Source organism: Paenibacillus borealis, from assembly GCF_000758665.1.
Taxonomy (GTDB): domain Bacteria; phylum Bacillota; class Bacilli; order Paenibacillales; family Paenibacillaceae; genus Paenibacillus_AQ; species Paenibacillus_AQ borealis.
Genome location: NZ_CP009285.1, coordinates 6,816,849 through 6,835,204, shown reverse-complemented (window position 1 = coordinate 6,835,204; position 18,356 = coordinate 6,816,849). Strand labels below are relative to the sequence as shown.

11 protein-coding genes are annotated in these 18,356 nt (G+C 52.5%); 8 read left to right on the top strand and 3 right to left on the bottom strand.

The genetic code is table 11. The annotated features are described in order from the left end of the window. Positions 1 to 2: 2 nt before the first annotated feature. A complete protein-coding gene (dnaI, locus tag PBOR_RS28830; protein ID WP_042217273.1) occupies positions 3 to 959 on the top strand; it encodes a primosomal protein DnaI in 957 nt (318 codons plus the stop codon). 633 nt (positions 960 to 1,592) lie between these two features. Here the strand turns inward: dnaI and PBOR_RS36690 are convergent. Further along, the gene (locus tag PBOR_RS36690; RefSeq protein WP_099052499.1) at positions 1,593 to 1,751 is read right to left on the bottom strand and encodes a YqzM family protein; all 159 of its coding nucleotides are present in this window, start codon (positions 1,749 to 1,751) and stop codon (positions 1,593 to 1,595) included. Positions 1,752 to 1,919: 168 nt separating this feature from the next. On the opposite strand from PBOR_RS36690, the gene PBOR_RS28825 reads away from it, so the two are divergent. The 7 genes from PBOR_RS28825 (at position 1,920) to PBOR_RS28795 (ending at position 15,539) form a co-directional block, all read left to right on the top strand. Then, positions 1,920 to 2,423, top strand: coding sequence for a GNAT family N-acetyltransferase (locus tag PBOR_RS28825; RefSeq protein WP_042217272.1), 504 nt, complete (start codon positions 1,920 to 1,922; stop codon positions 2,421 to 2,423). A 251-nt stretch (positions 2,424 to 2,674) separates the two neighbouring features. Then, complete coding sequence (gene trxA / locus PBOR_RS28820; RefSeq protein ID WP_039306971.1) at positions 2,675 to 2,992, top strand: thioredoxin; 318 nt, start codon at positions 2,675 to 2,677, stop codon at positions 2,990 to 2,992. A gap of 177 nt (positions 2,993 to 3,169) precedes the next feature. Beyond that, positions 3,170 to 5,161 carry an excinuclease ABC subunit UvrC gene (gene uvrC, locus PBOR_RS28815; protein ID WP_042217270.1) on the top strand — a complete coding sequence of 664 codons (1,992 nt, stop codon included), beginning with the start codon at positions 3,170 to 3,172 and terminating at the stop codon, positions 5,159 to 5,161. 530 nt (positions 5,162 to 5,691) lie between these two features. Next, complete coding sequence (locus PBOR_RS28810) at positions 5,692 to 10,263, top strand: galactose-binding domain-containing protein (protein ID WP_042217268.1); 4,572 nt, start codon at positions 5,692 to 5,694, stop codon at positions 10,261 to 10,263. Positions 10,264 to 10,357: 94 nt separating this feature from the next. After that, positions 10,358 to 12,148: an extracellular solute-binding protein gene (locus tag PBOR_RS28805; RefSeq protein ID WP_245647933.1), complete on the top strand. Its 1,791-nt coding sequence runs from the start codon at positions 10,358 to 10,360 to the stop codon at positions 12,146 to 12,148. 67 nt (positions 12,149 to 12,215) lie between these two features. After that, positions 12,216 to 13,772, top strand: coding sequence for a response regulator (locus PBOR_RS28800; RefSeq protein ID WP_042217266.1), 1,557 nt, complete (start codon positions 12,216 to 12,218; stop codon positions 13,770 to 13,772). A 12-nt stretch (positions 13,773 to 13,784) separates the two neighbouring features. Next, positions 13,785 to 15,539: a sensor histidine kinase gene (locus PBOR_RS28795; RefSeq protein ID WP_042220036.1), complete on the top strand. Its 1,755-nt coding sequence runs from the start codon at positions 13,785 to 13,787 to the stop codon at positions 15,537 to 15,539. A gap of 459 nt (positions 15,540 to 15,998) precedes the next feature. Here the strand turns inward: PBOR_RS28795 and PBOR_RS28790 are convergent, their stop codons facing one another. Further along, positions 15,999 to 17,705 (bottom strand): CPBP family intramembrane glutamic endopeptidase, encoded by a 1,707-nt coding sequence (locus PBOR_RS28790; protein WP_042217265.1) that lies wholly within the window; start codon positions 17,703 to 17,705, stop codon positions 15,999 to 16,001. 197 nt (positions 17,706 to 17,902) lie between these two features. Then, positions 17,903 to 18,283 (bottom strand): GntR family transcriptional regulator, encoded by a 381-nt coding sequence (locus PBOR_RS28785; RefSeq protein ID WP_081972233.1) that lies wholly within the window; start codon positions 18,281 to 18,283, stop codon positions 17,903 to 17,905. Positions 18,284 to 18,356 lie beyond the last annotated feature (73 nt).

The following is an 18,356-nucleotide window of genomic DNA, read 5'->3' as shown; positions in this document are numbered from 1 at the left end:
CGATGGAGTCTATGGGCGAAGTGCTGCGTTCGATGAACAATTCCGCTCTGCGCCAGCGCTCCCGTGATCTGGAGCAGGGACTGTTTAATAATCCCCTGGTCAAGCAGCTTCAGGCTGATCATCCCGAGCTGGATGAGTCACGGCTGCGGCTGCACTTAAGCCGCCTGTACCAGTATGTCGAGGAGGACCGCCACTGCAAGAACTGTCCGGGCCTTGCGAATTGTCCGAATGATTTCCAGGGGCACTACAGCAAGCTTACAGTGGAGACGGTGAACGGCATACCGGATTTATATGAGCGGAAGACACCCTGCAAGCTGAAGATCGCGCAGGATAATCAGGATAACATCCGCAAGCGGATCCGCAGCTTCTATGTGGATGAACGGGTGCTGAACGGCGGATATGATGAGATGGACATTATGGGCAAGGACCCCCGGCGGGCCAGTGCCGTGAACCGGATATTTGATTACATTGCGACTGTGCGGGCCGAGGGCCTGACTTCGCGCGGGATCTATCTGCAGGGTAGCTTCGGGACAGGCAAGACCTTCCTGATGTGCTATCTGCTCCATGAGCTTGCAATTGCCGGTTACAGCGGCGTGATTGTGTACATGCCGGACTTCATTGAGGAATTGAAGTTAATTATGATGGACAATCAGAAGCTTAAGGAAATGGTAGATACGATGAAAAACTGCGATCTGCTCATTTTTGACGATATCGGCGCCGAGAATCTGAATCCCTGGGCCCGTGACCATGTGCTGGGTGCGATCCTGAATTACCGGATGAACCGCAAGCCGACCTTCTATACCTCGAACTATCCGCTGGACGGGCTGGAGAAGCATCTGAGCATGACCAGCAAGGACGGCGAAGAGGTCTACAAAGGCCAGAGGCTGATGGACCGGATTGCCCCTTTTGTGGATGTAATTCCGCTCCATGGGGACAATCAACGGGGAACGGTAAGATAAATTACCCTGTATCATATGTATAACTGGACGGAGCCTTTATACTCCTGCTGCTTAGCTGGCTGCGGGGTTATGAGTGCTCCGTCTTTTGTTGCTTAAGAGGCCTAAATGTTGTAAGGAATGCAACTTGGACGCACAAGAACTGGGTGTCCGTGAGGATTGTTGTATGAAATACAGCAATTGTCGCGCTCAACTGCTTAGAGGGAGTGGAATGTTGCCTTTCATACAACAATTTTCGATTTGGGCCGCTTTAGCGAAGAAAATGTTGTATTTGGTGCAGGATTGGAGCCGATTGCTGCGTTACTTGACCATGAAATGCCGCTTGCCAGTTATGCTTACGGACTGTATGGTCTTTATTGTACCGAAAGGTTACATTAAGCCGGGCTAACGGACCGTACCGCCCCTATTCTTCTTGCTGCAGGTCAATCGGAGGGGGATAACCGTATATAGGGGGCTCTGGTGTCCGTTAGCTTGCTTAAAATTGACTCTCAGCAGAAACAAAAGGTGCTCTGCCCGCACACAAACAGCGGCGGAACCCGGACATTGAAGTCCCTGGCCCCGCCGCTGTTTGGTATGAGTTCTCCGTATGCGTCTAGCTTTTGCGTAAACTTCGCTGTTGCTCTGCTGCCCGCAGCTTTATTCGGACATAATAAACTTGATGATAACCATCCCGAAGAAAACCACGGTCATAAATCCTGTCATTCCAAAGAAGCCGGCCATTAAGTCGCCTAAGTCATTACGGGGCTCTTCGTTGATATGCTCCCGCGGGTCACGGACTTGCGCGTTGACATCCATCGTTTCTTCCTCCTTGCTGTTGCATGACTGTGCAAAGTAAGTTACAGTTATACATGTGAGAGAAGTCATTGACAATTAATGCGCTTTCTTCAAGTATACGAACTTGCCGGGAAGATGTAAAGATAAGATCGGCGCCTGGCCTTGTATGAGATGCAAAGAGGTGATTCGATGATAAGTATAAGACCTATGGAACTGCAGGAATACGATTTTCTAATGGATATGCATTATGAGTCAATCAGTATTGTACAAGGGAAGCCCTCCAGAAGTGAGCTGCTGTGTTCACCGGATATCGTGAAGTACAACGAGAATTGGGGAAAAGAAGGTGATAGGGCGCTAATCGCTCTGATTGACAATCAGCCCGCAGGTGCTGCCTGGTACAGACTGTTTGATGAGACAAACCAAGGCTATGGATTCGTGGATGCTGAAACCCCGGAATTAGGTGTCGCTATACGGCCCGGCTATAGAAAGCGGGGCTTGGGAATCAGACTTATGGAGGCCATCATACAGCAAGCCGTATCCGATGGATACCCATCGGTTTCTCTTAGTGTAGATCCGGAGAATCAGGCGGCCGTCCGCTTATATGACAAGCTTGGATTCGAATATTTCGGGATATCCGGAACCTCCCGGACGATGAAGTTAAACATTAGGTTAAATGGATTTTATACAATATAATTTTATAAAACATATAACAAATGCATTGTATTTATGTTATACTGTTGATGTGTCGGTAAATGGTAATTTGGTTATCATATTACATGAAGCATTTTATCCCGCTATATTCTCGGAGTAATTTTCGCCGGCTTGGCTCACGCTATAGAAGCGGATCTTATTTCGTACAATTAAGCTTATGCTTCCGGAGTGGCTTTGTACGATACTGTTTCAGGAAGCAGATGCTCACAAAACTTTTGAGGAGGAACAATATCATGGCTATCGTGAACGTGTCTGACCAATCCTTCGTTAATGAAGTGGAAGGTCAAGGTACTGTAGTAGTAGACTTCTGGGCACCTTGGTGCGGCCCTTGCAAAATGCTTGCCCCTATTCTGGAGGAATTGTCCACCGAGCTGGGAGACGGCGTAAAAATTGCTAAATTGAACGTAGATGAGAATCCTGAGACGGCTTCCCGTTTTGGAGTCATGAGTATTCCTACTCTGATTTTCTTCAAAGACGGCCAGCCTGTGGACAAAGTCGTAGGACTGAACTCCAAGGATTCCCTTAAGAATATCGTAGCTAAACATCAATAAAGATTAAATCTGCTGTATCCGGGGCCTCGCGGCCCCTTCACACAAAGCGCCTTCGGTCATCCGAAGGCGCTTTGTGTGTCAAATAGAAACGGGTGTTCTATAGTTAGGCTTGAATCTGTAGTACATTCTATTCTAAACTTACCTTATAACAGTGTAGTAACAGGTGGGGGAGAACTCATGAATTATATGGATAATATCCGCAACAAACTGGCGCTGCTGCCTGATCTGCCCGGCTGCTATCTGATGAAGAATGATGAGGGTACGATTATTTATGTGGGCAAGGCCAAAGTGCTGAAGAACCGCGTGCGCTCTTATTTCACCGGCAGCCACAACGGCAAGACACAGCGGCTTGTCGCCAATATTGTTGATTTCGAATATATCGTCACCTCGAGCAATATGGAAGCACTCATTCTGGAGTGTAATCTGATCAAGAAGCATATGCCGCGTTACAACGTGCTGCTGAAGGATGACAAGACTTTTCCATATTTGAAAATAACGAATGAAGCGCATCCGCGCCTTGAGGTCACGCGGCGGGTGCTGAAAGATAAAGCTAAATATTTCGGCCCGTATCCGAATGGATATGCAGCCCAGCAGACGAAGAAGCTGCTTGACCGGATGTATCCGCTGCGCAAATGCGGGGTAATGCCGAAGGAGGTCTGCCTGTATTATCACATGGGGCAGTGTCTGGCTCCCTGCGAGAAGGAAGTGCCTAAGTCTGCTTACGAGGAGATTACCCAGAGCATCACGTCCTTCCTCAACGGGGGCCACGAGGCGGTGAAGAAGGATCTGCAGAAGAAGATGCAGGAGGCCGCCGAAGAGCTGTATTTCGAACGGGCTAAGGAACTGCGGGACCAGATTATTCACATTGATGCGCTGATGGAGAAGCAGAAGATCAACACGGTTGATACCAAGGACCGGGATGTGTTCGGTTATGCGGTCGATAAGGGCTGGATGTGTGTCCAGATCCTGTATATGCGTCAGGGTAAAATGATTCAGCGCCACTCGTCGGCTTTTCCGTTCTACGGGGAAGCGTACAGTGATTTCATGTCCTATGTGACGCAGTATTACAGTGATAACCCGGCATTGCCGCAGGAGATTCTGCTGCCGGATATGCTGAGTGACGGAGCAGTTAAAGCGCTCATGCCTGAGGCCGGAACAGGTGCTGTGGTAACGGGCTTACAGACTGCTGCAGGCATGCTGGGCAGTAAGGAAATGCTGGCAGCGCTGGATGCGGAGGATAGCGCGGAAGCTGCAGCGCCACCGCAGCAGGAGGCGGAGCAGGAAGCGGCTGCAGAAGGAACTGTGGATGCGGCCGGAGGGGCGGCAGCGCTGCAGGAATGGCTGGGCGTCAAGGTACTTGTGCCGCAGCGCGGGCTCAAGAAGCAGATGGTCGGCATGGCCTGCCAGAACAGCCGGGTAGCACTGGATGAGAAGTTCCGCCTGATTGAGCGGGATGAGGAGCGCACCTCCGGCGCCGCGAGCAGTCTGGGGCAGAGCTTGGGGCTTGAATCGCTTAACCGGATTGAAGCTTTCGATAACTCGAATATTCAGGGTACGAATCCGGTCTCGGCGATGGTTGTGTTCATTGACGGCAAGCCTGCCCGCAAAGAGTACCGTAAATATAAGGTCCGCACTGTGCAGGGGCCGGATGATTATGAGACGATGCGTGAGGTCATCCGCCGCCGGTATGAACGGGTGCTTAAGGAGAATCTGCCTCAGCCTGACCTGATCGTGGTCGACGGAGGCAAAGGCCAGATCTCCTCGGCGATCGATATCCTGCAGAATGAGCTGGGTCTGTTCATTCCGGTCTGCGGTATCGTCAAGGACGATAAGCACAGAACGGCGCATCTGCTGGTCGGGGATTCCGCCGAACCGGTGTCGCTGGCACGGGACAGCCAGGAGTTCTATCTCCTGCAGCGGATTCAGGATGAGGTTCACCGGTTCGCGATTACGTTCCACCGCGAACAGCGCGGCAAATCGATGGTCACCTCGAAGCTGGATTCGGTTCCGGGAATCGGGGAGAAACGCCGGAAGTCGCTGCTGAAGCATTTCGGCTCGCTGAAGAAGATCAAGGAAGCTTCTGTGGAAGATTTCCGTGTTCTGTCTATTGGTGAGAAGCTGGCCGGACAGATTCTGGATGCGCTCAAGGATGAGGAACCGTCATTATAAATAGGCTGAAGCGGCAATGAACAGAGACCGGCCCCATGGGGCCGGTTTTTTGATTGATTCGAAAATGATGATAATCTCAGTTGTGGACCAATAAATTTCTTCAGGAATCCCAATGAACCCCCGGAAGACGGGCCAAAGGAGGACCAAATGTATGCGAAAAATCGAATACAATGTGCTTCCGTGAGGGTTATCAGGCCAAATGTATGCGAAAAATCGAATACAATGTGCTACTGTGGGTGATTTTGTACTTGCTTTAGGAGAATCTATTTTTATCCGTTAGATGATGAAGGACCGGGCTTTTGCTGCGAAAATAAGTTAATCCTTATTTTCTGCATAAAATCGTTGATTTGTATAATTGCAACCGGTTTCGGTAAAAGGTACGCTTATCTTGAATCTATGAAAGCGCTTATATAAGTGGAGTTCTAAACTGCTTAAACCAAGGTAAAGGAGGCTGGTGATTACTCCGGGAAAGATTTTGTTTATGAGCTGGATGGCTGCATTCCAAATAGACATGAGGAGGATTAAGGGTAATGACATATTCGAAAAAGTTAAAACGCAAGAAGGGTATAAACGGCACCGCTTTTTTTCTGAGCATAATCATGCTGTTAAGTGTCGTATTGGTCATTCCGCCCGGCCGGGCGCATGCCGCCGGCTCTTATCTGCTCTCTCAAGACCGGCCTGCTTATGCGTCGGGCACGGAGGGCAACAATACCCCGGATCTGGCGGTGGACGGCAATACGGGTTCCCGCTGGAGCAGCGCGTGGGGAAACGACCCGAACTGGATCTATGTGGATCTCGGGGCATCTGCCGCAGTAGACCGCGTTGTACTACGCTGGGAAGGGGCGTACGCCAAGTCCTACAAAATTCAGGTATCCTCCGACGAATTGAACTGGAGTGATATCTATTCAACAACTACGGGAGACGGCGGGACGGATGATCTCACGCTCAGCGGCAACGGCCGTTATGTCCGGGTATACGCAACCGTGCGGAGCCTGACGCAATACGGCATTTCCCTCTTTGAGTTCGAGGTATACGGCACGGGTGGTGTTAATCCTCCTCCGGTAGTGCTTGGGCCGAATGTAGCCTTGAACAAGCCGGCGACGGCTTCGTCCTATCAGGTGGCTGACTATCTCCCTGTGGGCTCCACATTGCCGGCGCTGGCATTTGACAGCAGCTTGACCACGCGCTGGTCCTCCAACGCTACCGATAATGAATGGCTTAGCGTTGACCTTGGCAGCGTACGGACGCTTGGCCGGGTCATCATCAATTGGGAGGCTGCCGCCGGCCGGACCTATGATATTCAGGTTTCGAATAACGGCAGTTCATGGACTACAATCTACCGCGAGCTTCACGGCGACGGAGGCACGCTTAATCTTCCGGTCTATGCCAGCGGCCGCTATCTGCGGATGAACGGCATCAGCAGAGCGACCTCCTTCGGCTACTCGATCTTTGAATTCCAGGCGTATGATTATGTGACAGGTGATCCCAAGCCGGTCTATAACATTCCGGCACTGCCGGCGCTGACAACAGTGGCCGTAGGTCAAGGCAGCTATGCCGCGAATGACCTCTCGGTTCCCCAGCCCAAATATCCGCTGTATAAATCGGATGCACTGACTGCACCGCTGCCTTCCAACGACTGGTGGCAGTCGATCATGGTCAATCAGCTCGGCAACGGCATTATTACACTTCCGCTCAAATCGAAATATACCAAGCAGGGGCTTAGCGTTCTGAACCCTGGCGCAGGCTACTTAAGCGCCGACGGCAAGGCGCAGGAAGCCGCAGGCAGCCCGGATCTGTTCCTGATGGCCAGCAACATTAATACTTCAGGGATGTCAAACCGGATTACTGCTTACGGCGACTGGTCGGCGACTGCCGTATTAAGCGATGGCACTGCTGAGAAGATGAAGACGACCTTCGTCAAAGGCTCGCCTTATCTCTATTCGCAATTCAGCGATCCGGCCAGTCCTGAAGTCTATCTGCCGGCAACGGCCCGCTTCTTCGATGACAGCAATAATACGATTCTGGCTGCTGACGGCGCCACAGTTACTGCAGACCATATCGGTATTGCGGTCACGAATTCCAACGGGGCGCCTACGCCTGTAATGGTGACCAGAAACTATGGGCTGTATGCTCCGGCTGGTACAACCTTCAAGAAAGTCGGCGCCAAGCTCAAAATCCAGCTGGGCGGAGGCCAGAACTACCTGAGTTTGTCGGCTCTTCCGGCACCGTCCAATCTGAATTATTTCTACCAGCACGGATATGCATTTGTGACCGATACAAAGGTGGCATATACCTTCAACGAGACCACTTCCGATGTCACGACCACCTTCAATGCGACAACAGAACTCAAGCGTTCGGGCTTCCCTAATACAACGCTGATGGCGCAGCTCCCCCACCAGTGGAAGGTTACCACAACTCCGCTGACCGCTGTCTCCTTCCCGTCTATCCGCGGAACGATGAAGGTTACAGAGGGCAATTCTTTTGCCACTGTTGATAAATTCTACGGCATTGTGCCGCAGTTCACCGAGCCGGGCGATTCCACCTATTCCCGCCAGGATCTGCTCAATTATCTGGCGCTGCTGGATACGGACACTGCCACCAACCTGATGCAGGCCGATGCCTACTGGCAGGGCAAGAAGCTGCATCCGCTGGCAATGGGTGTGCTGATTGCCGATCAAATCGGTAATGAGAGCTACAAGAATCTGTTCCTCTCCAGAATGAAGACGGTGCTGACAGACTGGTACACGTACACTTCAGGAGAAGCCAATTACTATTTCGACTACAACTCCGACTGGGGAACACTGATCTATAAGAACAGCGAGTTCGGCGCGAACTCCGGCATCACGGACCATCACTTCACGTATGGCTATTATGTATTTGCCTCCGCTGTGCTGGCCACCTATGATACCGACTTCAGGAATAAATACAGCGGTATGGTGGATGAGCTGATCCGGGATTACGCCAATCCGTCGAAGACGGATCCGAAGTATCCTTACTTCCGCAACTTCGACCCGTATGAAGGCCATTCCTGGGCCGGCGGTTATGCCGACAATGACAGCGGTAATAACCAGGAAGCGGCAGGAGAATCGCTGTTCGGCTGGGTTGGCCAGTATATGTGGAGCACACTGACCGGCAACACAGCGTTCCGGGATGCGTCCATTATGGGCTTCACGACCGAGCTTAGAGCGGTGCAGCAGTACTGGTTCAACTACGACCAGGATAACTGGCTGCCGGGCTATACGCATAAATCTGTCGGGCAGATTTACGGAAGCTCGAACTTCTTCGGAACCTTTTTCAACGGCAATCCGGTGTATGTCTATGGTATCCACTGGCTGCCAACAGCTGAATATTTAACCAGCTACGGGTTCGACACGGCCAAGGCTGCCGGATTATACAGCGGCTTTGTAGCCGATAACGGCGGGCCGGAAACCGACTGGTACCATATTGTCTGGCCGATTCAGGCGCTGAGCAATCCGCAGGCTGTACTGAATAAATGGAATCCGGCACTGCCGCAGCAGAATGAGTTGTTCAACACGTATTGGTTTGTGCACAATATGGCCACCCTCGGATCACGCACCAAAGACATTTGGGCGGCGAACGGATACAGTGCAACAGTGTATAAGAAAGGCTCGGCCTACAGTGCACTGGTCTGGAATCCGACGAATGCAGCCATTACGGTTACGTTCCGCAACGCAGGAGGCATTACGGGTTCGGCTGTAGTCGAAGCCAGGAAGCTGGTGAAGGTTGACCCGACGAAGGTGAATTCGGGAACACTGCTTGCTCCGCCTGCCCTGACAGCTGATACAACGCAGAATGCAGTCGGCCAGCCTATTGAATTAACGTTCACGGACAATGCGGCCTGGAGAGGTGCAATCAATGCGGTGAAGGTGGATGGAACTACAGCGGCGGCAGCGAATTATACAGTAGCAGCCGGTAAAATCACGCTGAACACCGCGCTGTTCCCTACTGCGAAGACTTACACGGTTACGGTGTCAGCAACAGGATATAGCGATGCTTCCGTGCAGCAAGTAGTCACAGGCGGAGCAACCTCCGCGAATTTGGCCCTGAACAAGGCGGTTACCGCCTCGGAGAATCCAAGACAGCCGGCTGCGGGTGCAGTGGACGGAGATCCGGGTACCCGCTGGGAATCGGCCTTCAGTGATCCGCAGTGGATTCAGGTGGACCTCGGTTCGAATCAGACGGTCAGCCGCGTCCTGCTGAACTGGGAGGGGGCGTATGCCAAATCCTATACCATCCAGACTTCGGCAGACGGCACGAACTGGGCAACGGCGTATTCAACCACAACTGGAGACGGGGCCATCGACGATGTCAGCTTCACCCCGGTCAGCGCACGATATGTGAAGGTAAACGGTACGGAGCGCGGCACGCAGTACGGGTATTCTTTATGGGAACTGGAAGTGTACGGCAGCGGCGGCACCGTGACACCGATTGCTCCGCCTGCCCTGACAGCCGATACAACGCAGAATGCAGCCGGCCAGCCGATTGAGCTGACTTTCACGGACAATGCAGCCTGGAGAGGCGCAATCAGTGCGGTGAAGGTGGATGGAACTACAGCGGCGGCAGCGAATTATACAGTGGCAGCCGGTAAAATCACGCTGAACACTGCGCTGTTCCCAACTGCGAAAACTTACACGATTGCGGTAACTGCGGCAGGATATAATGATGCTTCCGTGCAACAGGTGATTACCGGCGGAACACCGCCGTCGGTGAATCTTGCCCTGAACAAGGCAGTTACCGCTTCCGAGAATCCGAAACAGCCCGCTGCCGGTGCAGTGGACGGAGATCCGGGCACCCGCTGGGAATCGGCCTTCAGTGATCCGCAGTGGATTCAGGTCGACCTCGGCTCGTCACAGACGGTCAGCCGCGTCCTGCTGAACTGGGAGGGGGCGTATGCCAAATCCTATACCATTGAGACTTCGGTTGATGGCACGAACTGGACAACAGCTTATATGACGACAACCGGAGACGGGGAACTGGATGATATCAGCTTCACCCCGGTCAGTGCACGGTATGTGAAAGTGAACGGTACGGAGCGGGGCACACAGTACGGCTATTCTTTATGGGAAATGTCGGTCTATTAATCGGGGCGGCAATAGCGATAGAATAGAGGCATCAAAGTAAAGAAATGGTGAGCCTATGCACAGGTCAATGATATTGCGGCATTTGCTGTTAATCATGCTGGTTCTGGGTGGCCTTGCTGCCTGCTCAAACGGCGGTCAACTAACGGAGCTCCAAACGCAGGAGGCTACTGCGGAGGACGGCGCTAACGCTCTGAGCTCAAGCCAAGCTGCCAATACCAGTAGCGCCAATACCGGCAATACCAGCAATACCGCCAATCGCAGCAATTCCGGCACCACCGCTGATCCCGGCAATATGTGGCCTGCGGACCATCCGGCCACCGCCACCGCCCTTTCAGCCTTGGCCGCCAAGGTGAAGCCGGTCCAGTTCACCGTATTTGTGAACTATGACTGGTATACGGCACCGACCTGGGAGGGCAGGCCGCATAGCCGTTGGATCAGCGATAATCTGAAGGTTACGCTCACTCCGGTACAATCCAGCGGGGCTGCGGCCCAGAAGCTGAACGCGATGATTGTCTCGGATCAGCTTCCCGATGTGCTGGTCATGGACCGGGGCAAGGATGTGGAACGGCTGCAAAAAGCAGGCAAGCTGGTGGCACTCGATCCTTATCTGGCGGAATATCCTGAATTTGTCCAGACCATAGGCGAGGATACACTGAACATGCTGCGCAGTGAAGACGGCAAACTGTACCAGATTCCGAACTGGTATATCAATGGCAGCAGCGGCAGCGGCAACGCCGGTTTCCTCGTCGAGAAGAATATCTACCGGGCGCTCGGCTCTCCTAAGCTGGAGACCTGGGATGATCTCGAGGCTTATCTGAAGCGGGTGCAACAAAAGTATCCTGAACTTGTCCCGATTGACTTTGGGGAGACCCGGGACGGAGCAGATGTACAGATGATCGGCATGCTGTACAGCGGTGCGGCGGATAACCGGACACCAAGCTTCATCTCTCCCGGTTCAGGCCAAATCTTCGGTGTGCCCACCGGCTCCAGATTGACTTCTGTGTACCGGGATCCGGCATTCCTGGAGACGCTTCTGCTGGCTAACCGGCTGGTCCGTCAAGGGCTGACGTCCCCGGATCTGTTAACCGAAACACGGGATCAGGTACTGGAGAAGCTGAAAACAGGCCGTATCGCCGTATTCGGCGCTTATGACGCCATCGTGGAAGGGATCGGCCGCGAAGCGAATAATCAGCTCTCGGCCAAGGATCCGCAAGACGGGTATGATATCATCTGGCCGGTGCACCGGGAAGGCGTCGATCCGGGTAAGGTATACCCTTCCGGATACAATACGCTGGGCTGGAACGTCAATGTGATTACAACCCGGGCCAGAGATCCGGAAGCCATTTTCTCCTATATGAACTGGGCGACGAGTCCGGAAGGACAGCGCATTATTTTCTTCGGGCCGGAGGGAATGTTTTATGATAAAGTGGAGGATGGAATTCCAATTCCAAATGATTCCTATATTGGCCGTGATTTGAAGCAGTATGATGATCTGAAGATCGGAGAATTCAACTGGTACGGCAATACCTCTTATATTGATTCAGCCAAAGCCGGACGCGAGAAGCTGCTGCCTGTGGAGGCCCGGGACTGGACAACACTTGGTCAAGCAAATGTAACGTTCAGGACGTCCATGAACATCACGGAATTCTCCAACCTCGATCCGGCTCCCGCCTCCGAAGAGGGAATCATTCTGCAAAGGCTGAAAGACCAGTATGCGCAGGTGATTCCCCGGATGATATTTGCGGCAAGCGGGGAAGAGGTCAGGCAGCTGATGGAGGAAGCAGACAGGGAAGCAGCGCTTTTGGGATATGACAGGCTGCTCGCCTGGAAAACCGGAGTATGGCGGAACAATCTTAAGAAGATTAAGGCCTATTCACCACAATAATAAACGTTTGGAAAGAAGAGGGATACGATACGTACCCTCTTTTCCGCATGAAGGAGTGCTGATTGCGATGTACAGAGCCGTCCTGGTGGACGATGAAAATTATGATTTGGAGGGTCTGCGCTGCCTGATTCCCTGGAGTGAGCTTGCCATTGAAGTGGTCTGCAGCGAGAGCAATCCGCTTGCAGCTCTCCAATATATCGAGAATCATGAGATTGATCTGCTGATCACGGACATCAGGATGCCTGTGGTTTCCGGCATGGAGCTGTCCCGCCTGGCGCTGGAGCTGAATCCGGGACTGAAGATCGTGTTCATCAGCGGATACCAGGAATTTCACTATGCGAAGCAGGCGCTTGATTTGAAGGCTCATGCCTATATTCTGAAACCGGTTGATGATGAGGAGCTCATCGGTGTGCTGCGCACCGCAACCGCTGAACTGAATCTTGAGCGGAGCAGAGGTCCGGAAGACGGCGGCGTGATGGCTTCCTTTGATTTCATCAAAAATGATGTGCTTCAGCACCTGCTGGAAGGCAGTATTGACGGTGCAACACTGGGTGCTTTCCTGGCCCGGTATCCGCTGGATCTGGCCTTCTCCAGCGCCTCCGCGGTGTTAATTGAGGCAGATGATGTCCTCCGGCGGGTGCAGGAGCATCCGGAGGATGTCTATGCCGGCCTGGACAAGCTGTTCCACTATATCGGAACAGAGATCGAATCCGCAGCTGCCGGGAAATGGTGCCGGCTGAACCGTTCACAGCTTGGCTTCGTGTATACCGGGCAGCGCCTGGAGCTGGAAGAGTGGCTTCAGCAGCTGGTGCTTAAGGTCCGTGAGCACACTGCTTACACAATAACCGTGAGTTATGGAGCTGAGGTGGTTTCTCTGGAAGCGCTGACAGCATCCTTTTCCCAGGCCAAGGCATATATGAATGGCAAAATGTTCATCGGGAAGAACCGGGTAATTCCTCCTGTAATGAACAAGCCGGGAATGACCCAGGATATTAAGGAGCTGAGCGTTGTGCTGGAGGGGATGTTCGGGGCCATGGCAGGCTACAGGCTGGGTGATATTTGCGACTGCATCGATGCGTTGTTCGAAATGGCGGCCCTGTTTGAGCATCCGGTGAAGGTCTATCATTTCTCCATTCATATCGTCACCCGGCTTGAGGCATATCTGGGGACGCTGAACGAAACCTATGAGAGTCTGCAGCAGATGGATGCCATTCATCATCTGGAGACGGTGGATGATATTAAGCGCTGGCTGCGGAATACTCTGTTCCAGATTTCCGAGCTCCTGTTCATGAAGAAGCAGCATAAGAACCGCCGGCTGATGGAGCAAATCGAGGCCTATATTCAGGAGCGGCTGACGGAGAATCTTACCTTACGGCTGGTGGCCAGCCATTTCGCCTACTCGCCGAACCATCTCGGGGTTCTGTTCAAGGAGCACACAGGTGAGAGCTTCAATGAATATCTTGTGCGGATCCGGATGGAGAAAGCGATTCTCCTGCTCGATCAGCATCAATACAAAATCTATGAAGTAGCTGATAAGGTGGGCTACAAGAATATCGCTTATTTCAGCAGGCAATTCCGGGAATATTTCAATATCACCGCAGCCGATTACAGAAAGCAGAGCTGATCAGGCATGCAGATGAAGCGTGCGAAACCCGTATACCTGCCCTTGGGCTACAAGCTGCTTATTTCCTATCTGCTGCTGGTACTGACACCGGTTATCGGCATCGGAAGCTACGCCTATGTCTCCTCCGTGCGTTCCACGGAGGAGCATACAAGAAGCAATCTGGAGGTGGCTGTCAGGCAAATTGCCAGTAACGTGGATTACCGGCTGAAGGATGTTGTCCGCAGCACCGACGAGCTGTACGCAGATCAGACCCTCTCGCGTTATTTGACAGGTTATCATTCCGGCTGGGAGAAATACAGCATCATGTCGCAGTATATTCTTCCGAGGCTGGAGAATGCTGCGAATCTGCCGGACCCGGAAGTCAAGCTTTCCGTGTATGTCAGCAACCCTAATGTCGGAGAATTCTATTACAATGAGAGTGCAGCGGGCGATGTCCGTAAGTATTCCTTATTCCACATGGACCGTATAGAGAACGAAGACTGGTATAGAAGGCTGAAACTGCATTACGGCTCCTATGAATGGCGGCAGGTGGGCAATGACAGGGCGAACGCGAGCATCTCTTACCTGCGCCCCTTGATCAACTACGATACACTGCAGCTGAACGGTCTGATCAAGATGACGGCGAATATGAAGTACATCTTCTCTGATGCCGGTTCGGGGCAGCTGGGCGAGGACAGTATCCTGTTCATCGTGGGTAACGACAACCGCCTGCTCTTCATAAGCTCCCGCAACAAGGTTAAACCGGATTTGCTGCCCTCCGCTGCTTCAGGCTATATTCAGCAGCCGGATTCCTATATGCAAATTAAACAGCCGGTGACGAATATGCCCGCCAGCGTAGTGGCCTGGATTCCGTATTCTTCACTGCAAAAGAATTCACAGCAGGTCCGTAATGTGACCATCGGCATCTGCCTAATCACTCTGATCCTGCTCTTTCTGATCAGTCTGGTGATGTCCCAGTATTTCGCACGGAGCTTCCAGAAGCTGATTGCCTCCCTGAAGTCTTTTAAGGAAGGAGATTTCCACAAGCGGATGCCGGTGCAGGGCAATGATGAGTTTGCGGAGATCGGCAGTGCTTTTAACGACATGGCTTCAACGATTCAGCGGTTAATCGACGAGGTCTATGTTGTCAACCTGGAGAAGAAAGAGACTGAGCTGCAGGTGCTGCATTCCCAGATGAACCCGCATTTCCTGTATAACACCTTCTCTTCGATCAGCCGGATGGCCAAGCTGGGGGAGATCGATAAGCTGCATGAGGTCATCCGTTCGCTGGCCAGGTTCTACCGGCTGACGCTGCACCGCGGGGAGATGATTATTCCGGTGGAGCAGGAACTGCAGATTGCCGAGTCGTATCTGGATATTCAGCGGATTAAGAATGTGGACCGTATCCATGTGGCCTACGATATTGCACCGGAGGTGCTGGAGAATGAGAGCGTGAAATTTATTCTGCAGCCGTTTGTGGAGAATGCGCTGGAGCATGCCTGGTACGATGATGAGATCTCGCTGATCATCCGTGCTTATCCGGAAGGAGCGGACATGGTCTTTGAAGTGGAGGATAACGGGCTTGGGATGAAGGAAGAGCTGATCGGGCAGATACTGGAGCCCACAGGCCAGGGAATCGGCTATGGCATCCGCAATGTTGACCAGCGGATCCAGCTGCAGTACGGCAGGCAGTATGGCGTAGCTATTCACAGCTCGCTTGGTGAAGGGACGCTGATCCGGCTCCGGTTTCCCTGCCGCCGGTATCAATCTGTGCAGGAAGAGTTATAGAAACGGGGATTTCTACCGGATTATAAGCAGAAGGGGCTGTCCCATAAGTAGAATTTCTTCTGCTTGAGACACCTGTTTCGGGCTCCCAGCGGTTTATCTTTGGGCTTCTGCAGCAATTGATGTATTCCGTTCCAAGTGGGCATTCACTGATAGTTGTATACTGTGCAATTAAAAACTGCGAAAAGGCAGGCTTGCCTCTTATAACTGTAGTCTGTACAACTAAATCTGCCTGAATGGTGAAAATGAAGGTTCAAATGGCCATTTAATTGTACGAAATACAACTAAACGGAGAATCGGTTATAAATCAGACGATTTAGTTGTACGAAGTGCAATTAAGCAAACCGCATACCGCATACCGCATACAAAGAAATCGCTCCTTTTGAAAAGGGAGGGGGTACCTCCACTTTACCAAAAGAAACGATTTCTTTTTTTTGGCATGGCCGATCGATATGGTTCCGTCTAAGTCAGAGGCTGGACCGGCTCCGCCAGATCCGGCTTGCGCGGAGGGTTGAAGCGGTACACGATATAGCCGACGATGAACGGCAGAATGATCGTGACAATACCCGCGCCTATATTTACCTTATCCTGCATGAAGATCAGCGTGGCACCCATCAGGATGCTGTCAAATACCACGTGGCTGAACATCACAGCGATGAAGCCGTAACGCAGGAAAATATAACTGAACAGCAAACCGATTACGGTCAGCTCAATCGGCCGTGAGCTGACCGGGTAGATCGGGTAGAGCGTATGCCCGAGCGCCCAGATCAGCGTAGTGATCAGTGAGGCGATAAAGGTATTCCTGACGAGCTTCTTCAGCATCCGGATGCCGAAAAGGCGGTAGACAGCCTCTTCGGAGAGGCCGGCCAGCCAGGCGACAACCGGCAGCAGCCAGGCATACTTCATATTGTAAGGAGACTGGCTGGCATCCGTGGTGGACCAGTTATCCAAGGCGAAGGACAGAATAATGAACATGAGGGTCTGCACGCCGAGCAGGACGAATGCCCATACATATCCGGCGCGGATACTGTCCAGTACATACTGGCCGTAACCGGGCTCTTTGGCACGGGGCCAAGGGTTAAGCTTCTCTTCTGCGCGCCACAGGCCGTCGCCTCCAACCAGGGAGAAATAGAGCAGCGAGGACATTAGCAGACTGTACAGAACATAGATGATGAACATCACTACAGCGGTAACCCGCGCTTCGGCACTGTCTCCGCCGGTTTCGGGAAGCACATTGTAGCTGCTGACCATCATAATCAGGAAGTGGGCGGAGCTAAGGAAGATCCCGCGCTTGAAAGATGTATGACCCCGGCGCAGAATGCTGTAGATCAGCGCCAGAATGCCCAGCAGCAAGGTAGGCAGACCATAGCCGAACAAGGTGAGCTTCTTGGCAAGAGCAGTCTGGTCTTCGACATAGCTGTCATGCCAGGCCGGTGCAGTGAATCCGGCACGGAAATAGGAGACCTGGTCACCGGAGAAGTTAAAGTTATAATGCAGCAGCGATTCTCCGACCTTAACCGAGCTTTCCGTATAGACAAGCCCGTATTCACCGCTGCCCGTCTCGATCTGGAGCTTCGACGGGTTTGCCCCCCATAACTGCAGCCACGGGCGGGCCAGATTTTCTTTCTTCTCAAGGGTGAGACCCGCTTCACTGCTTGCCGTTTGTGCAGTGCCGGCAGGGCCCGCTACAGCCTTGGCCGGCCTTTCCCCGTAATCGAGTCCTGCGGCATCGGCATCGGCTCCGTGGGCAAAAGCGACTACTTCACCGGTATACATATTGACATCCACGGAGAGCAGGGCATCCGCTTCACCGGAAGTATAGAGCACTGCATGGTAGACATCAAACGGATAACGCTGGTCCAGCTTGTTCTTGGTATAATCCTCAAGCAGCTTCTCCCGGGACATATAGCCGTAGAAAGAGGAGTCTGTCTTATAGAGGATAGTCCATTCATCCTTCACTCCCGCTTCGTGGCCGAGCTGCTGTGCTGCGAATGCGGCGGCTTTGCCTTGTACTTCGCTTTTGCTGATAATTGCTGTGTCCTCACCGGAGCCCGAGAAGAGCTGGGGGGCGACCTGGAACATGACAAACACAATAAGTCCAAGAATTCCAGCAAGGATAAGTTTGGTGGTGAGGGGCCGCTGCTGTAGGGGCTGGCCGACGGAATTCATGAAACGCCTCCTTGAAATGAAATACTCTTGTAAATTCCATTATAGTATTACTTGCCCGGCAGTTACAAAAAATTGCCGTACTATCCTTTTACGTGAAGAGGTCCAGGCTTATGCTTGTTTATTTGCAGGTTGTTCTTTATTTGTACCCAGAGCAAGGTGAAAATACTTAGCACCTGCAGCAATCGGTTTCCATCATTTCAATCCTCCTTATCGATTTGCAGCATTTGTTCTGCAGTCAGTCCAAGGGAAGCGGCCGTGTCTTTGAACTGCCGGACAGCCTGGATAATGATAGTCTTGCGAGCTTCACTGATAACACTCTCTTCCCGGGTCACGAAGGTTCCCTGGCCCCGGTAGGTCACGATCAGCCCCATCCGCTCCAGCTCCTGGTACGTCCGGGCGGCAGTGGTGGGGTTGACGCCTCTGCCTGCTGCCAGATCCCGTACAGAGGGCAGGCGTGAGCCTGGGGGAATGAGGCCGCTGACAATCCGTTCCCGGATGGCCCAGGCAAACTGTTCATAGATCGGCAGTGAGGGGTTAATCAGGAATTGCTCCGGTAACAGATCAAAGGTAGAATCCACCTGTATCCTCCCTTCCTGTCATTCGCTTTATGGTGTGTATGGATACTGACCATACACTTTACATTGAAAGTGT